Below are 15858 nucleotides of genomic sequence, written 5' to 3' on the forward strand. Positions count from 1 at the left end.
GCTACTCAGCCCCCTGCCCTGCGACAAGCCAAGTTGTTCTGACGCCGCCTCGCGCACTTCAGCCCGGTCTTGGTGCCAAAAACCCTGATGGCGGACAATCTTCTACAAACCGGACATTTATCATTAGCGCGGCAAACCACAGGGTTCAGTCCGGAAAACACTACGCAAAGCGCAGCGTTCTTTTTGCTCAAACGACGACCTCCGGCCACGGAAAACAACAAGGCCGGAGGTCAGAAGGGATCTAGGCCGATATCGGTCGATCTAATGCGCGATCATGACGTGGCGCACAGCCGTGTAATCCTCCAGCGCGAACATCGACATATCCTTGCCGTAGCCCGACTGCTTCAGGCCGCCGTGGGGCATTTCGTTGACGAGCATGAAATGAGTGTTGACCCAAGTGCAGCCGTAGCGGAGCCTCGCTGATGCATCGAGCGCCCGACCGATGTCGCGCGTCCAAACCGAGGAGGCCAGGCCGTATTGGCTGTCGTTCGCCCAGCCGATTACGTCATCCTCTTCGCCGAAGGGTGTGACGGAGACAACCGGGCCGAAAACTTCGCGCTGAACGATCTCGTCGGACTGGCGGGCGCCGGCGATGACGGTGGGCTTGTAGTAGAAGCCCGGCCCGTCATGCAGGGTGCCGCCGGTGACGACCTCCATGTGACTCTGGTCGGCGGCGCGCTGCACAAAGCTCGCCACGCGGTCGCGCTGGCGCTTGCTGATAAGTGGCGGGATTTCGTTCAGCGTGTCGTCGTCGTTCGCATAGACGATGGACGATACTGCGCCGGAAAGCTCGGCCACGAATCTGTCGTAGATCTTCTTGCCTGCATAGATCCGACAGGCGGCAGTGCAGTCCTGGCCCGCGTTATAATAGCCGAAGGCCTTCAACCCCTCGACCACCCGGTCCAGATCGGCGTCGTCATAGACAATGACCGGGGCCTTGCCGCCCAGTTCCAGATGCGTCCGCTTGACCGAATTGGCAGCGGCCACCAGCACCTTCTTGCCGGTTGCAATGTCGCCGGTGATCGAGATCATGTCGACACCGGGGTGGTTGATCAGCGTGTTGCCTACGCTTGCACCTTGCCCCACGATCACGTTCACCACACCTTCGGGCAGGATGTCGGCCAGGATCTGCGCCAGCTTCAGCGCCGTCAGTGGCGTCTGTTCGGAGGGCTTGAGCACAACGGTGTTGCCGCCCGCCAGCGCCGGCGCCAGTTTCCATGCCATCATCATCATCGGGTAATTCCACGGCGCGATGGAGGCGACGACGCCCACAGGGTCGCGGCGGATCATCGAGGTGTGGCCCTCCATGTATTCGCCCGCGAGCGGCCCGTGCATGTTGCGCACCGCCCCCGCGAAGTACCGGAAGCAGTCGGACACTGCCGGCACCTCGGCAGTGCGGACCTCGTCGATCGGCTTGCCGCAGTTCAGTGCCTCGAGCTGCGCGAGTGCCTCAAGGTTGGCGTCTACCGCGTCGGCAATTGCCAGCAGCTTTTCCGAACGCTCGGCCGGGGTTGTCCGCGACCAGGCGGCAAAGCCCTTGCGGGCAGCTGCCACCGCGCGGTTGATCTGCTCAGCGTTGGCCTCGGGCATCTTGAGGATGGTCTCGCCCGTGCGCGGGTCGAGCACCAGTTCCTCGATCTCGGTTCCCGCCTCGAAGCTGGAGCCTATCAGCATGTTGGTTTCCATGGTTTTCTCCCTGTTCTCATTTGCCCTGTCCGGCAACGGTGTCCGTGCCGCGGGTCAGGTAATAGGCGCCGAGGATCGGCAGCAGCGTGACCAGAGCCACCATCATGGCGACAACGTTGGTCACGGGGCGTTCACGTGGGCGCACCAGTTCCTCCAGCATCCAGATCGGCAGCGTCTGCTGCTGACCGGCGGTAAAGGTGGTGACGATCACCTCGTCGAAGCTGAGCGCGAAAGCGAGCATCCCGCCCGCCAGAAGTGCGGTGGAGATGTTGGGCAGGATCACGTGGCGGAAGGTCTGGAACCCGTCCGCGCCGAGATCCATCGACGCCTCGATCAGCGAACCGGACGTACGGCGGAACCGCGCCACGGCGTTGTTGTAGACGACCACGACGCAGAAGGTTGCGTGCCCGAGGACGATGGTCCAGAAGCTGAACGGAATGTCCGCGAGGTTGAAAGCCGAGCGCAACGAGATTCCGGTGATGATGCCCGGAAGGGCGATCGGCAGGATCACCATGAGCGAAATGGCTTCGCGGCCGAAGAACTTCGTCCGGCTGACGGCGGCGGCACAGAGCGTGCCGAGCACCAACGCGATGGCGGTCGAGATCGCGGCCACTCGCAGCGACAACGACAGCGCTTCCCAGACATCCGGACGGTTCCAGGTGACGGCCAGCCACTTGGTCGTCAGCCCCGGGGGCGGCCATTGATAGGACTTGTCCTCGGTCGTGAAGGCATAGACGAAGATCAGCACGATCGGCAGGTGCATGAAGGCGAGGCCGGCGCCGGCGGCGATCTTGAGGCCAAGAGGGGCGCGGTCAGAGCGCATCGAAGGCCCCCTTTCGTTTTGCGACCCACAGGTAGAAGGCCATGATGACGATCGGCACGACGGCAAAGGCGGAGGCGAGCGGGATGTTCCCGGCCGTGCCCTGGTAGGCATAGACGGCCTGGCCGATGAAGCGGCGCGAGGTGCCAACGATTTGCGGGATGATGTAGTCGCCCAGAGTGAGCGAGAACGTGAAGATCGACCCGGCGATCACCCCCGGCAGCGCCAGCGGCAGCAGCACGTGGCGGAAGGTCTGCTGCGGCGAGGCTCCGAGGTCGCCCGAGGCTTCGAGCATCGAGGCCGGAACGCGCTCCAGCGAGGCCTGGATCGGCAGCACCATGAAGGGCAGCCAGACGTAGAGGAACACCAGGAATGTGCCGGTGGCACTGACCGATAGCGAGTTGCCGCCAATCACCGGGATCGACAGATATGCATTCAGCAGCCAGCTCAGGTGCAGCGTCTCGAACAGCCAGTTGAGGATGCCTTCCTTGGCCAGAATCAGCTTCCACGAGTAGACCTTGACCAGGTAGCTCGACCAAAGCGGTAGCATGACCCCGATGTAGAACAGCGCCTTCCATTTTCCCTTGGCGTAACGTGCCGCGAAATAGGCGATGGGAAAGGCGATGATCGCGGCGGCAATGGTCACGCAGGCGGACATCACCACCGTGCGCAGGATGACGTCGAAATTCGCGGGCGTGAACAGCTCGCGATAGGTCTTGAGCGTGAGTTCGTACTGGATCAGCCCGGAGAACTCGTCGATCGAGAAGAAGCTCTGTGCCAGCAGGGCAAAGAGCGAGCCGAGATAGACGATCCCGAGCCAGAGCGCGGGCGGGGCCAACAGCAGGAAGATCACCAGCCGCGGATTGCGCCAAAGCACATCCGAGATGCCTCTCAGCCCGCCGGAGCGTTCGGTTTCTAGGACATGCTCGCTCATCAGGCGGTATCCATCAGGTGTAGGTCCTCGGGGGACCATTTGACATGGACCTGTTCGCCGGTCTCAGGGATGCGTGTACCCTTGGGCAGCAGCGCGACCATCGAGAACCCGTCGAGGTCGAGCGAAACGCGGGTTGCGGTGCCGAGGAAGGCGGTCGAATGCACCGTCGCGTGCAACCCATCGACGCCAAGCCCCGCATCCACCAGCGACACCGCCTCGGGGCGGACGCTGGCATGGGTCCAATTGCCGGCGATCTTTTCGACGACATGCGGCGGAAGAACGTTGGAAGAACCGACGAAATCGGCCACGAACGGCACTTCCGGGCGGTAATAGACGTCCTCGGGCTTGCCGACCTGCACGATCTTGCCGTCGTTGAACACCGCGACGCGATCGGCCATCGACAGAGCCTCGCCCTGGTCATGGGTGACGAAGATGAAGGTGATGCCGAGCTTGCGCTGCAGGTCCTTCAGTTCCTGCTGCATCTGTTCGCGCAGCTTGAGGTCGAGTGCGCCGAGCGGCTCGTCGAGCAGCAGGACGCGGGGCTCGTTGATCAGCGCCCGGGCGAGCGCGACCCGCTGCCGCTGGCCTCCCGAAAGCTCGGAAGGCTTGCGCGCCCCAAAACCCGGCAGGGCCACAAGCTCCAGCGCGCCCTCGGCCTGCTTGTGCCGCTCGGCCTTGGGCATTCCGGCGATCATCAGGCCATAGGCGACGTTGTCGAGCACGTTCATGTGCGGAAACAGCGCGTAGTCCTGGAACACCGTGTTGACGTGGCGCTTGTAAGGGGGAACGCCGCCTGCATCCTCGCCAAAGATCGTGACCTCGCCCGCGGTCGGTTGGTCGAAACCGGCGATCAGGCGGAGGCACGTCGTTTTGCCGGATCCAGATGGGCCGAGCATGGCAAAAAACTCGCCTTCGGCAATGCTCAGGTCTACCTCATCGACGGCACGCACAGGGCCATAATGGCGTGAAACGCCCTTGAATCGTACTGCTGCTGTTTTCATGGAAATCTCTTGGGAGGCCCCACCGCCCAAAAACGGGCGGCGGGGGTGAGTGGTGGTGTTGGTCGGGTTACCGGCCGCCGATCACGCCGATGTAATCCGAAACCCAACGGTAGTAGGGCACGCATTCGCCCTGACTCTCGCATTTGCTGACAGGGGTCTGCCAGAACTTGATCTTCTCGAAATCGTCCATGCCGTTAGCAGTGCAGCCCTCGGCGGTCTGCATCCCGCTGCCGTCGGAGCAGGCGGCGGGGACGGAGGGGTTGGCGCCGAACCAGACGGCGAGATCGGACTGCAGGTTCGAGGACAGCGTGTGCTCCATCCACATGTAGGAGCAGTTCGGGTTCTCGGCCTCGGCATGCATCATCGTGGTGTCGGCCCAGCCGGTGGCGCCCTCTTCCGGGATCACCGAGGCAACCGGCACGCCGTCTGCCTTCAGCAGGTTCACCTGGAACGGCCAGGAACCGGAGGCAACCATGCCTTCGTTCTTGAAGTCGTCGATCTGGATGAAGGCGTCGTGCCAATACCGGGACACCAGTTCGCGCTGGCCGCGCAGCAGGTTGAGCGCGGCGTCGTATTGCTCCTGGTTCAGTTCGTAGGGCGAGGTGATGCCAAGCTCGGGCTGGTGGGCCATCAGGTAGTTGGCGGCATCCGCGATGTGGATCGGGCCGTCATAGGCCTGCACGCGGCCCTTGTTGCTCTGGCCATCCGCAAGCGTGGTTTCCTCGAACACCACCGACCAGCTTGTCGGCGCTTCCGGGAAGGCCTCGGTGTTGTACATCAGCACGTTCGGGCCCCACATGTAGGGCGTGCCGTAATGGGTGCCGTCCACATAGTGCCAGGGCGCTTCCTTCAGGCGGTCGTCGACCGTGTTCCAGCTCGGGATCAGGTCGATATTGACCGGCTGCACCCGCTTGCCGGCGATCATGCGCAGCGAGGCGTCGCCGGAGGCGGTGACGAGATCGAAGCCGCCTTCGTTCATCAACGCAACCATCTCGTCGGAGGTGTTGGCGGTCTTGACGTTGACCTTGCAGCTGGTGGCCTCTTCGAACTTGGTGACCCAGTCGAACGCGGCGTCGGTCTCGCCCCGCTCGATGTAGCCCGGCCAGGCCACGATGTTCACCTGGCCTTCGCCAGCTCCGATTTCTGTCAGCATGTCGGCGGCCATCGCCTGGGTGGCGAGAAGGCTTGCCGTGGCAAGTAGAATTGCTTTTGGGGGTGAGGCGCGCATTTCCGTTCTCCTGTTGGATAAGTCCGAACCCTTTTGGGCTTCTGAATTGCCACAAAGGATGCGCGCCGTGATCCGCGTTCGCAAATTCAAAATTCAGATGATCAATATCGGAAATTCCGATATCTACTTCTGTCGGTCTCTCACAGATCGATGTTCTTGCGCAATCGTTATGAAATCACGCGCAGCCTTGGAAAGTGGAGAGCCCTTTCTCCAAGCCATGCCAACCTGAACCACAGGTAGAGAACCAGAGACATCCCGCGATACGATCCGGTCTCCCTCGAGCGACCATGGACGGTATACGAGGTCCGGCAGAAGCGCGATTCCAGCGCCGGTTGCGGCCAGGCTGCGAACTGCCTCGACCGACTTGGTGCGAAATGCGATCTTCGGCCGTGTTCCGAGCGCCGAGAGCAGTTTGACCGCCGCTTCGCCCATCTCGTCGATGTCCAGCATGATCAACTGTTCGCCGGTCAGATCGTCGAGCGTGATTGAATCCTGGGCCACCAACCGATGCCCGATCGGCAGCCAGAGGCGATAGGGCGAAACCTCGAGAATTTCCACCTGCAGTGCCATCCGGTCGTTCAGGTTAGAGGTGACCATGACGGCAACGTCCAGTTCGCCGCCAACCAGCAGATGTTCGAGATATTCGCCATTGTCCTCGATCGCCGAGACCTCAACGAGCGGATTGGCTCGCCGGTATCGCGCCAGCAGGTCCGACATGACATAGCCAGCCATCAGCGACGTCACACCGAGGTGAAGCGTCCCGGTAATCTCCTCTCCTTCGAGCTCCAGAGCCCTGCGCGCGCCCGAGACTTCCGAAAGGATCGACGTTGCGTGGCGGAGAAACTGGTGCCCCTTATGGGTAATTCGGAGGCCCCTCGGGTGCCTGTCAAACAACTTGACCCCGAGGTCGTCCTCGAGAAATCGAACGGCCTCGGTCACCGACGATTGAGAAATCGACAGCGCTTGCGCCGCGTGGCTGATAGTGCCGTGCTCCGCAACTGCAACAAAGTACTGGACTTGACGAAGCGTGAAAGCCACCGACCCTCTTCCTACCCATAAATCTCGGCGACAACCTTAGGCAGTTTTGGTCTCGGGGGCCACAACACTGAATACTGTTTTCGAGCCATCTTCCATCCCCCTTCGTGGTCCAAACAAAGGCCCAGTTTCTTGGGGAAGTCGCAGTCACAACGTCTATGTCTCGCCGCCCTCCTGTTGGTCTTTGAGGACCTCGAAAGACACTCTGACCGTCCCCAAAACGAAGGAATTTTCAACGTTGCGTGGAATGACCGCAAGAATCCCGAAAATCTCGAAACTCAGCCTATTTCACGATGTCCTGAATCCAGGTCTTTGCGGCGGCCGCGCGCGGAAACCCAAGCGGACTGATCGCCAACATGGCGATCTGTGCCAAGTCCCGCGTGGCAATTCCTTCTTCGACGGCACGCCGGACATGAGAATGCACCGCACCCTCCGAACCGGCGCCGATAGCATATGCAAGTTTGACGAGGCGAAGCTCTCGTGCGCTCAGGTCGCCGCCCTTGGACACCGCTTCGCCGAGCGCGGCGTAGGCGGACCAGACATCCGGAAGTTCCTGTTCGATATCGCCGGCGACGCCGGGAAGCTTGCTTGACATGAAGGGATCCTTTCGAATTTTCGATTGCGTCAGCCTAGAGCGCGCGCCCTTACCCGCCAAGGGCAGACATATGGCGTTGTGTTGCGCTACATGACCCGTTTTCCAAGAAACGGTGTCCTTTTGGTTTGTTCTGAACGGCCGCCCGGATACGGGCGTGCAGATCCCCGGTCCAGCCGGAGGGTCCTTCTCGTAGGTCGACTGAACCTTCGTCTGCCATGCAGGTATAGAGCTTGCCGGTGCAAGACAGGCGCACACGGTTGCAGGCGGAACAAAAACCACAGGTCATGGCGGTGATGAAACCGATCCGACCGCCTGTTTCGGCAACGTCGACATATTCTGCCGGCCCGCCGGTCCGATGGTCGCTGTTCAGCAGCGTCCAACGGGTTGCAAGATCGCGGCGCAGCTCGCTGATCGGCAGGAAACTGGCAGCGCGGTCAAGGCCCGTCTTCCCCATCGGCATCTCCTCGATCAGAGTAAGATCCATATCTCGCCCGTGCGCAAAACGGATCAGGTCATCCACTTCGCGCTCGAACGGACCACGGCTCGCGAGAGCGTTCAGTTTGACCTTCAATCCAGCCTTCTGTGCCGCATCCAGCCCCGCCAGAACCTTGTCGAGCGCTCCGATTCGGGTAATCTTCTGGTACCGGTCGGTGGATAGGGAATCCAGCGAGACATTCACGCGGCGGACACCGAGGGCTGCGAGGTCATATGCGTATCGGGGCAGCTGTGTGCCGTTGGTCGTCAGAGTCACCTCGTCGACTTGCCCGGCGTCAAGCCGGCGCGCCAGATGGCGAAACAGATCAAGGACGTTCCGGCGCACCAAAGGTTCGCCGCCCGTGACCCGGACCTTCCGCACGCCCAGATCGACAAAGGCATCCGTCAGCCGCGCGAGGTCTTCCAATGATACAAGATCCTTGCGTGGCAGGAATGCCATCTTCTCGGCCATGCAATATGTGCAGCGCAGATCGCAGCGGTCTGTCACCGACACCCGCAGGTAGGTTACGGCGCGGCCGAAGGAATCCGTCAACGGGGCTGGAGGCGCATCATAAGGCATTGTGTCTGGGAGTCCCGGCAATCAGCTTGGCTGCAACGGCAGCCGGTCGACGCTGGACGGCCGGTATTTGGCCGTCTAGCGCCTTCGATCAGTTCGCGTCCGCTGCGTTCTGCATCAGGTATTCGGTGACCAGCGCAGCTTCGGCCTCGTCGAGCCCGGCACGTTCGTACATCGACGGAGTGATGCCTTTCCACTGTTGCTGCGTGTAGTGGGTGACTTCCCGCGGCGCGTGGCAGACGGTGCAACGTTCGAAGAACATCTTCTCGCCCGGTCCCATGTCTGCATAGAGCTTCTCGGTCAGGTCATAGAGACGATCCAGGCCCAGCTTGTCGTCGTCGATCGCGGCGATTTCCATGTTGTCGATGATCGCCGGCTTTTCATAGGCCCTGTTCGGACCTTCCGGATCTTCGCATTTGCGCATCTCGACAAGAACGGTGTTGGCCGTGGTCGCCTGTGCCAGACCAGACGACGGTTGGGTCGAGGTCAGGAAGTTTACGAGGCCCGAGTTGCAGCGGCCCTTGCTGTCCAGCGACGGCCATGCGCCTTCGTAGATCGAGACCACACCCGGCATGATGTCATCGCTGACAACAGCCCCCGCAATCACTGTGCCACGGTCATTGTAAAGCTCGACCAGATCGCCATCCTCGATGCCGCGCGATGCGGCGTCTTCGGTGCTGATCCGGACCGGCTCACGACCCTGCACCTTGTAGAGTGCGCGCAGACTTTCGGATTGGTCCATTTGGCTATGCAGGCGGAACCACGGGTGGGGGGACACGACGTGCAACTGGCCGGGTTTGGCGTTCCCGAGGTATTCGTGCTTTTCCATCCAGATCGGCATGCCCGGGCAATCGTCGATCTCCATGGCCGCGATGCCCTGGGAAAACATCTCGATCTTGCCGGAGTCGGTGTGCAGCGCGTTGCCCTCCGGGTCTTCATAGAAGGCACCGTGACGAGTCCACTTGCGGGCCTCCGCAGGAACAGGCATCCGGGCATAGCCTTTCTCCCAGAACTCCTCGAACGGCACGTCCTTAGCGGCACCGGAGGCTTCGTAGGCCAGCTTGATGTGATACATCTTGTCTTCGCTGTCGGTGAACTGCGCCCAGAGCCCCAGCTTGTCGGCGAGGCCTTCGAAGATCTCGTAGTCCGGCAGGCTTTCCCCGATCGGTTCGATCACCTTCTTCATGGCGTAAACCTTGTCGTTGGAGTAGGTGCCGCCGGAGGTGATGTCATCCTGTTCCAGTGTGCTCGAGGCCGGCAGGACGATATCCACCCATCGGGTCGCGGCCGTCCACCAGACATCGACGCTGACGATGGTTTCTACCTTTTCAAGCGCCCGGATCAGCCGGTTGGTGTCCTGCTGGTGCGACATGAAGTTGTTGCCGGCATTGAAGATCATCTTGATGTCCGGGTAGCTATTGGTCTGCCCGTTGTAGAAAAACTCCTTGCCCGGATTTTCCAGCGCCTCGGTGATCCGCGAGGCCGGAACAACCTTGGTAACGAAGTTGCGCCCCTGGCTCATTCCCACAGGCGTGCGATTGCCGCCCTGAGGCATGCCGCCGTTGCCATAGTGCCACGAGAAACCAAGGCCCGCGCCCGGCTTGCCGATCTTGCCGGTCAGCGCCTGGAAGTTGACGATTGCCCAATAGGCCATTTCGCCATGCTGGGCTCGCTGGATGGCCCAGGAAGCCGCAACCTGGGTGGTCGAGGCGGCGAAAAGCTCGGCCAACTCCTTGATCTTGGCCTCGTCCATGCCGGTGATTCCAGCAGCCCAGGCCGGCGTCTTCGGCGTGCCGTCATCCTCGCCTTTCACATAAGCGATCCACTTGTCGGCACCGACGGTGTACTTGTCGAGATAGGCGCGGTCTTCGAGCCCTTGTTCCAGTACATGGTAGGCCATGGCGAGGAACAGCGCGGTATCGGTGTTGGGCACGATCTTCAACCATTCGGCGTTCAGGTATTGGTCCGACGCAGTCCGCTGCGGGTTGATCGAGATGAACTTGACGCCCGCATCGCGGATTTCTTCCCATGGTCCGTACATGCCATGATCGGCCACGCGGTATTCGACGCGGTTGTTCTTGATCGGGTCGCAGCCGACCAGCACGAAGACTTCGGTGTTGTCACGGATGACTTCCCAGGAGGTTTGACCGGAGTAGACCTCCATGTCGCCGATCACACGCGGCAGGAGCACTTGGCCCGCGCCGGCCGACCAGTCACCGGCGGTATTGGTGCAGCCGCCCATCAGGTTGATCAGGCGGCCCTGAAGCACGTTGGGGCGGAACGAGCCGGCATTGGACCAGCCGCCATAGGACGAGCTGAAGATCGCCTCGTTGCCGTGGTTGGTCGCGGTATCCAGCAGCGCCTTGGCGGTGAGGCTCCAAGCCGTATCCCAGTCGACGCGTACATATTCTTCCTTGCCGCGCAACTCGGGCTTGGTGTCGCCGGTTTCCCAGCCCTGGAGGTAGGACTTGCGCACCATCGGATAGTCGATGCGGGTCTTGTCATAGGTCCGGTCCATCATGCCGTAAGACAGCATCTCGGTCGGGCGGGCATCCAGCTCCATCATGGTATTGATGCCGACGAGCTTTCCGTCACGCACCACGGCTTCGAACGGGCCGAAGTGGCTGGCGTGGAAAGTGCGTCCGGAAAAGGAATTAGGGTCGATTGCGGCCATCGCGGTGGAATTCATCAGGCGGGCGGCGCCAAGGGTGGCGGCGCCACCAATGAGGAATGCGCGGCGGGTCGGGCTGGAAAACGACATGGTGGACTCCCGTGGAATGAGGAACTGATTGTCGTCTTTTCTAGAAGTGAGGTGTGAACCAGTCTCCCGAACTCGATGAACAGGCTGTTCGACTTTGTAAAAGAATGTAACGTGGCCCCAAGAAGCCCGGGGAGTCCCCACCATGACCGCGCATATCGTCGTGATCGAGGATGACAGCGTCACCCGCCGCCGCCTGTCGGCCGCGCTGCGCAAGCAGATGTATCGGGTGAGCGAGGCGGCGAACGCCGCTGAGATGGAGGCGATCCTTGCCCGTGACCCGGCCGACCTGTTGCTGGTGGATATCGGACTGGACGGCAAGGACGGGCTGACCATCACTCGCGAGCAACGGGCGATATCCACCGCCGGGATCATCCTGCTGACCAGCCGCGACGACCAGATCGACCGCATCGTCGGGCTGGAGATGGGGGCGGACGACTATGTAACCAAACCATTCGATCGAAGGGAATTGTTTGCACGGGTCAAGAACTTGCTGACGCGCGTGGAGCAGATCCGCTCTGCCGCCCCGGCCAGCGAGCCGGTGTTCACGTTCGGTCGCTGGAAGCTAGATACGGTGCGGCGCCGGTTGGAAGATGTGGATGGCACCATCGAGATGCTGACCCGCGCGGAGTTCGAACTGATACATGCTTTCGTTCGCAACCCTGGTGTGATCCTGTCTCGGGATCGGTTGCTGGACATGATTCAGCAGCGCCGCTGGGCACCTGACAACCGGACCATCGACGTGCTGGTGGGACGGCTCCGCAGGAAGATCGAGCTTGACCCGGCTCGCCCCGACTGGATCATCACCGTGCACGGCGAGGGCTATATCTTCGCTTCTGACAGCTGAAGTCCAGCCTCCTGCGCGGCCCTCCGCAGATCCGCGCTCGCCGCCTCGCATGTGGCTTCGAGCGCACCCGCGATACTGCCGGCATCGCCGCCCCGTTTGCCCGTCGCCTCGATTTCCGCCAACAGGGTCGTCAACCTGACAAGGTGGAAATTGGATGCAGCGCCTTTCAGCCGATGGGCGATCCGCCCGGTATTCGCATGATCCGCACGATCGATCGCATCTCTCAGCGCAACCACCGACTCGCTTGCCTGCAGCAGGTACTCTTCGACGATGTCCCGAGTTGTCGAAGGTCCAAGATCGTCAATATCTTCGCGCAACCCGGATAGCGTTTGAGCGGTGTTGAAGGAAGGAACGGACCTAGTCGCCTCCCGGTATTCTCCACGCAGAACAGCGGCGAGTTGACGAGGCGATACCGGTTTTTCCAACGCCGCGTCGACCCCAAGGTCCGCCAGTTCCTCGGCCGACCCCGACAGCCTGTGCGCGGTCAGGGCAACCAGCAAGGGCGCATCGGCCAGCATGTCCCGTAGTCGCGCAGCAACATCCGCCCCGGACATGTCGGGCAGATCGAGGTCCAGCAAAACGAGATCGAAGGTTTCGGAGGTCCCCGCATCGAGAGCCTCCTGGCCGGTTTCGGCACATTCAACCGTGCAGCCCAGACGGTCGAGATATCCCTGAGCGACCATCCTGTTGACCTTGTTGTCCTCTACTAGCAGCACATGTTTGCCAAGCGCGTCGTTCACCGCTTCCTCGCGAATGGTTTCGACCTGCGCAATGTCCCCCTCAGGCAGTTCCACCGTCAGCGAAAAACGCGATCCGATCCCGGGTTCGCTTTCGACGCTCAATCCGCCGCCGATCAGTTCTGTCAGGCGCCGAGAGATTGTCAGGCCAAGCCCCATTCCCTCGATTTCCAGTTGGCGAGGGGTGCCGGTTCTGCCGTAGGCATCAAAAATCCTGTCAATGTTCTGCGGGTCAATGCCGATCCCCGTATCCGTCACGGAAAAGGTCATCACATGGCGTCCGGATGCCGGATTCAAGGCGTGATCGATCAGCAATGCGACTTCGCCCGAAGCCGTATACTTGATCGCGTTCGAGAGCAGGTTGATCACCACCTGGCGGATCTTCCCAACGTCACCAAATAGCACAGGCGGTGCGCTGTTGGAGAGATCCACCGAGAAAGCCAGGCCCTTGCTTTCGGCACCGATCCTCAGAAAGCCTGCAAGCTGGCCGGTCAGGTCTCGCAGATCGAAATGAACGCCTTCGGCCCGGGCGTGACCATCTTGCATCGAGGAATAGTCAAGGATGTCATTCGTCAGAGCCAGCAAGTGTTCTGCAGACACACGCGCGGTGCTCAGCCGGTTTCGCCCGCTTCCGGCGGGCGTGTCGCCTTCCAGCAAACGGAGCATGCCGATCACGCCATTCAGAGGAGTGCGGATCTCATGGCTCATCATCGCGAGGAATTCCGACTTGGCCCGGTTGGAGGCCTCGGCCTCGTTCCGGGCCGCGTCGTGGGCTTGCATCTCGGCTACGATTTCGCCGGTCCGCTGCTTGACCGTGTCTTCAAGCTCGCCCCGCAGAGCCCGCGCATCAGCGGCCTGACGACGCAATGCGTCAAGCGAACTCTCCATCTGGCCAATTTCGTCGGCACCGGTGACAGGGATCGCACGATCGTACGATTCCTGCCCAAGCGCACTGATATGGCCAGCCACGGTGCGAAGCCGCTCGACGATCAGTCGGCGCGCAAACTGCCAGGCGAGAACCGATGCCGCGATGGCCACGACAAGGACAACCAGAAGACTAAAAGTCAGGGTGCGGCCGAGTTGCACTGTGCGCGCTTGTAATACGCGCGTTTCCGTTTGGACCCGTTCCAGCAAAGCGCCGGAGAACCCCGAGAGAGCCTCAACATTACCGGGAATTGTCTCAAGCTCTTGTCGGATCGCATCCTGTGTCCTCAAAAAGGCATCCATGACCGCAAAACCGCCGCCCGGCTCCAGTTCGGCCTTCAGCAACGCGACAAGTGCACGAGCCCGTGTCTCCGCCGCAGGCGATGGAAAATAGCCAAGCCGCCGTTCTGCCAGATCGAGGTTGTCGGCGACGATGCTCTGAATAGCCTTCAACCGGGTGCGGTCATCGATTTCCGAGACCTGCAACATGTGAAATCCTATGGTGTCGATTGCCGCACCGAGTTCCACGTGCCTATCGAACGCGAAAAAATCCACATCGGCGAGCCGATCAAGCCCCTCCCGGCGCGCGGCGTCTTGAGCGTCAACCAGATCCGCTATAGCTGCTGTGACCTGAACGCGCGCGATATCGGTCTGTGCCGATATGAGCGTATTCAGTTCCGACAACTGCTCGGCCGTCAGCCTTGAGCGAGAAACCAGATCGCGCGCCGTTGCCAACCGCGCCTGAGCAAGAGACGATAGCGTGCCAACCGTCTGCTTCAGGTCCTGCAATGCCCCCATGGCATCGGTCCTCTGCTCGGCTGGCATCAGTTCGTTCAGCCGTGCAAGGTCCTGCTCAAGATCGGTGAGTTCGATGTTCAGGGAAGCTGTCATATTGCGAAGATCGCCAGGCGAATCCACCTTTGAAAATGACGGAGCCAGCGTAGCGATATAGGCGCTTTCATCTGAAATCTGCTTGGCCAGCGCCGCCGCGGGAAGATTGTCTTCGATCAAGGTCCGATGTCTGCTGGCAAGGTACTGGTTTGCCGCAAGGGCAATGAAGCTTACGCCAGCCAGAAGGACGACGATGAAGGTGAACACCCTCAAAAGCTGTGTATCAAAGCTGGTGCGCCACATGGGCGGAGCCTATGCCGCTCTGTTGGCGTGCGCAATTCTTGCCAGCGCCGGTCCGGGCGCGCGTCCCGCGTTTGCCCAGGCGGCGCCGGGCAGTTCCGACAGCGCGATTCGCATTTGCGTTGTCGTGCCGCACTTCAAGGACGAATATTGGCTGAGCGTCGCTTACGGCCTTCAGCTGGAAGCGGAGCGAACCGGTGCGGAACTTTGGATGTTTGAATCAGGTGGCTATCACGCCCTCGCACGGCAACTCGAGCTGCTTGATGTTTGCAGAGAACGACAGGCAGACGTGATCCTAATTGGGGCGGTGTCCGCCAATGACCCAAAGATCCTGTTCGCGGTAGAATCGCTCTCCGGCACCATTCCGGTTCTGGCGTTGGTCAATGAGTTGAGGTCTCCGAACCTTGCAGGGGCTGTTGGGGTCAATTGGCGGGAGATGGGTGGACACATTGGGGCTTTCTTGTTCGACCGACATCCAGCGGGAACCGAACCTGCCACGGCCGTTCTGATTTCCGGCCCTGCGGAATCCGGATGGGCACCATTGGTTGAGTCCGGTCTCCTTGCGGCGATCGAAGGGTCGGCCGTGCGCGTCGTGGACATTCGTCGGGCGGATACTGGCCTGCGGGAGCAGATGCGGGAGGTCGAAGACGCGCTCGCCGACCGCCCAGAGGTCGACTACGTGATTGGCAGTGCTCCGGCTGTTGAAGCCGCCATGGGCCTGTTGAATGGCTGGGCGCAGGCTGACCGACCGGCGCTGGTTGCGACCTACATCAGCCATTCGATTCGGCGTGGAATGGGAAACGGCAGCGTGCTCGCCGTTCCGTTCGACAATCCCGTCCTGCAAGGCCAGTTGGGTGTGCGTATGGCAATCGAAGCAGCGAGTGGGCGAACCTGGTCAGAAATGGTAGGGCCAGAAATCAAGCTGCTGGTCGCGTCGGACATCCCAATGCAGCAGATTTCTCTTTCACCAGCGGGATTTCTGCCAATGATCGAGTGACGGCGGCATTCGGATGCCACGCCTGAAAAGAGGTGCATGACCCGCTCAATGCATTGCGATGGAGCTGTCATTTGTGGACGGCCCCGGTTTTGCAAGAGTTTATTTGAGCTAATG

The 15858-nt window shown here is 61.1% G+C and carries 12 protein-coding genes; 2 read left to right on the forward strand and 10 right to left on the reverse strand.

Features of this window, described 5'->3' with window-relative positions:
- Positions 1 to 261 precede the first annotated feature (261 nt).
- From AX756_RS23380 to AX756_RS23420, 9 genes are all read right to left on the reverse strand, one after another.
- Positions 262 to 1686, reverse strand: coding sequence for a gamma-aminobutyraldehyde dehydrogenase (locus AX756_RS23380; protein WP_068317945.1), 1425 nt, complete (start codon positions 1684 to 1686; stop codon positions 262 to 264).
- A 16-nt stretch (positions 1687 to 1702) separates the two neighbouring features.
- Complete coding sequence (locus tag AX756_RS23385) at positions 1703 to 2509, reverse strand: ABC transporter permease (protein WP_068317947.1); 807 nt, start codon at positions 2507 to 2509, stop codon at positions 1703 to 1705.
- Positions 2499 to 3440 carry an ABC transporter permease gene (locus tag AX756_RS23390; protein WP_068317950.1) on the reverse strand — a complete coding sequence of 314 codons (942 nt, stop codon included), beginning with the start codon at positions 3438 to 3440 and terminating at the stop codon, positions 2499 to 2501. Before AX756_RS23390 ends, AX756_RS23385 begins: the two co-directional genes overlap by 11 nt.
- Entirely contained in the window at positions 3440 to 4441 is a 1002-nt protein-coding gene (locus AX756_RS23395) for an ABC transporter ATP-binding protein (RefSeq protein ID WP_068317953.1), read from the reverse strand. Before AX756_RS23395 ends, AX756_RS23390 begins: the two co-directional genes overlap by 1 nt.
- Before the next feature lie 67 nt (positions 4442 to 4508).
- On the reverse strand, positions 4509 to 5669 hold the full coding sequence (locus AX756_RS23400) for an ABC transporter substrate-binding protein (protein ID WP_082739333.1): 1161 nt from the start codon (positions 5667 to 5669) through the stop codon (positions 4509 to 4511).
- A gap of 123 nt (positions 5670 to 5792) precedes the next feature.
- Complete coding sequence (locus AX756_RS23405) at positions 5793 to 6707, reverse strand: LysR family transcriptional regulator (protein ID WP_068317955.1); 915 nt, start codon at positions 6705 to 6707, stop codon at positions 5793 to 5795.
- A gap of 280 nt (positions 6708 to 6987) precedes the next feature.
- Positions 6988 to 7299, reverse strand: a complete 312-nt coding sequence (locus AX756_RS23410; protein WP_068317957.1) for a carboxymuconolactone decarboxylase family protein — start codon at positions 7297 to 7299, stop codon at positions 6988 to 6990.
- Between the two features lie 49 nt (positions 7300 to 7348).
- Positions 7349 to 8353, reverse strand: a complete 1005-nt coding sequence (gene moaA, locus AX756_RS23415) for a GTP 3',8-cyclase MoaA (protein WP_068317960.1) — start codon at positions 8351 to 8353, stop codon at positions 7349 to 7351.
- An 88-nt stretch (positions 8354 to 8441) separates the two neighbouring features.
- The gene (locus AX756_RS23420) at positions 8442 to 11111 is read right to left on the reverse strand and encodes a molybdopterin-dependent oxidoreductase (protein WP_068317962.1); all 2670 of its coding nucleotides are present in this window, start codon (positions 11109 to 11111) and stop codon (positions 8442 to 8444) included.
- A 142-nt stretch (positions 11112 to 11253) separates the two neighbouring features.
- Between AX756_RS23420 and AX756_RS23425 the strand changes: the two genes are divergently transcribed.
- Positions 11254 to 11955 (forward strand): response regulator, encoded by a 702-nt coding sequence (locus AX756_RS23425; protein ID WP_068317965.1) that lies wholly within the window; start codon positions 11254 to 11256, stop codon positions 11953 to 11955.
- Here the strand turns inward: AX756_RS23425 and AX756_RS23430 are convergent.
- Positions 11931 to 14627, reverse strand: a complete 2697-nt coding sequence (locus tag AX756_RS23430; RefSeq protein WP_163886840.1) for an ATP-binding protein — start codon at positions 14625 to 14627, stop codon at positions 11931 to 11933. The genes AX756_RS23425 and AX756_RS23430 overlap by 25 nt on opposite strands.
- A gap of 73 nt (positions 14628 to 14700) precedes the next feature.
- Here AX756_RS23430 and torT point away from each other — a divergent pair, with 73 nt between their 5' ends.
- Complete coding sequence (gene torT / locus AX756_RS23435) at positions 14701 to 15744, forward strand: TMAO reductase system periplasmic protein TorT (protein WP_197431129.1); 1044 nt, start codon at positions 14701 to 14703, stop codon at positions 15742 to 15744.
- The last annotated feature ends 114 nt before the right edge of the window (positions 15745 to 15858 follow it).

This window comes from Aliiruegeria sabulilitoris (assembly GCF_001558155.1).
Taxonomy (GTDB): Bacteria; Pseudomonadota; Alphaproteobacteria; order Rhodobacterales; family Rhodobacteraceae; genus Tropicimonas; species Tropicimonas sabulilitoris.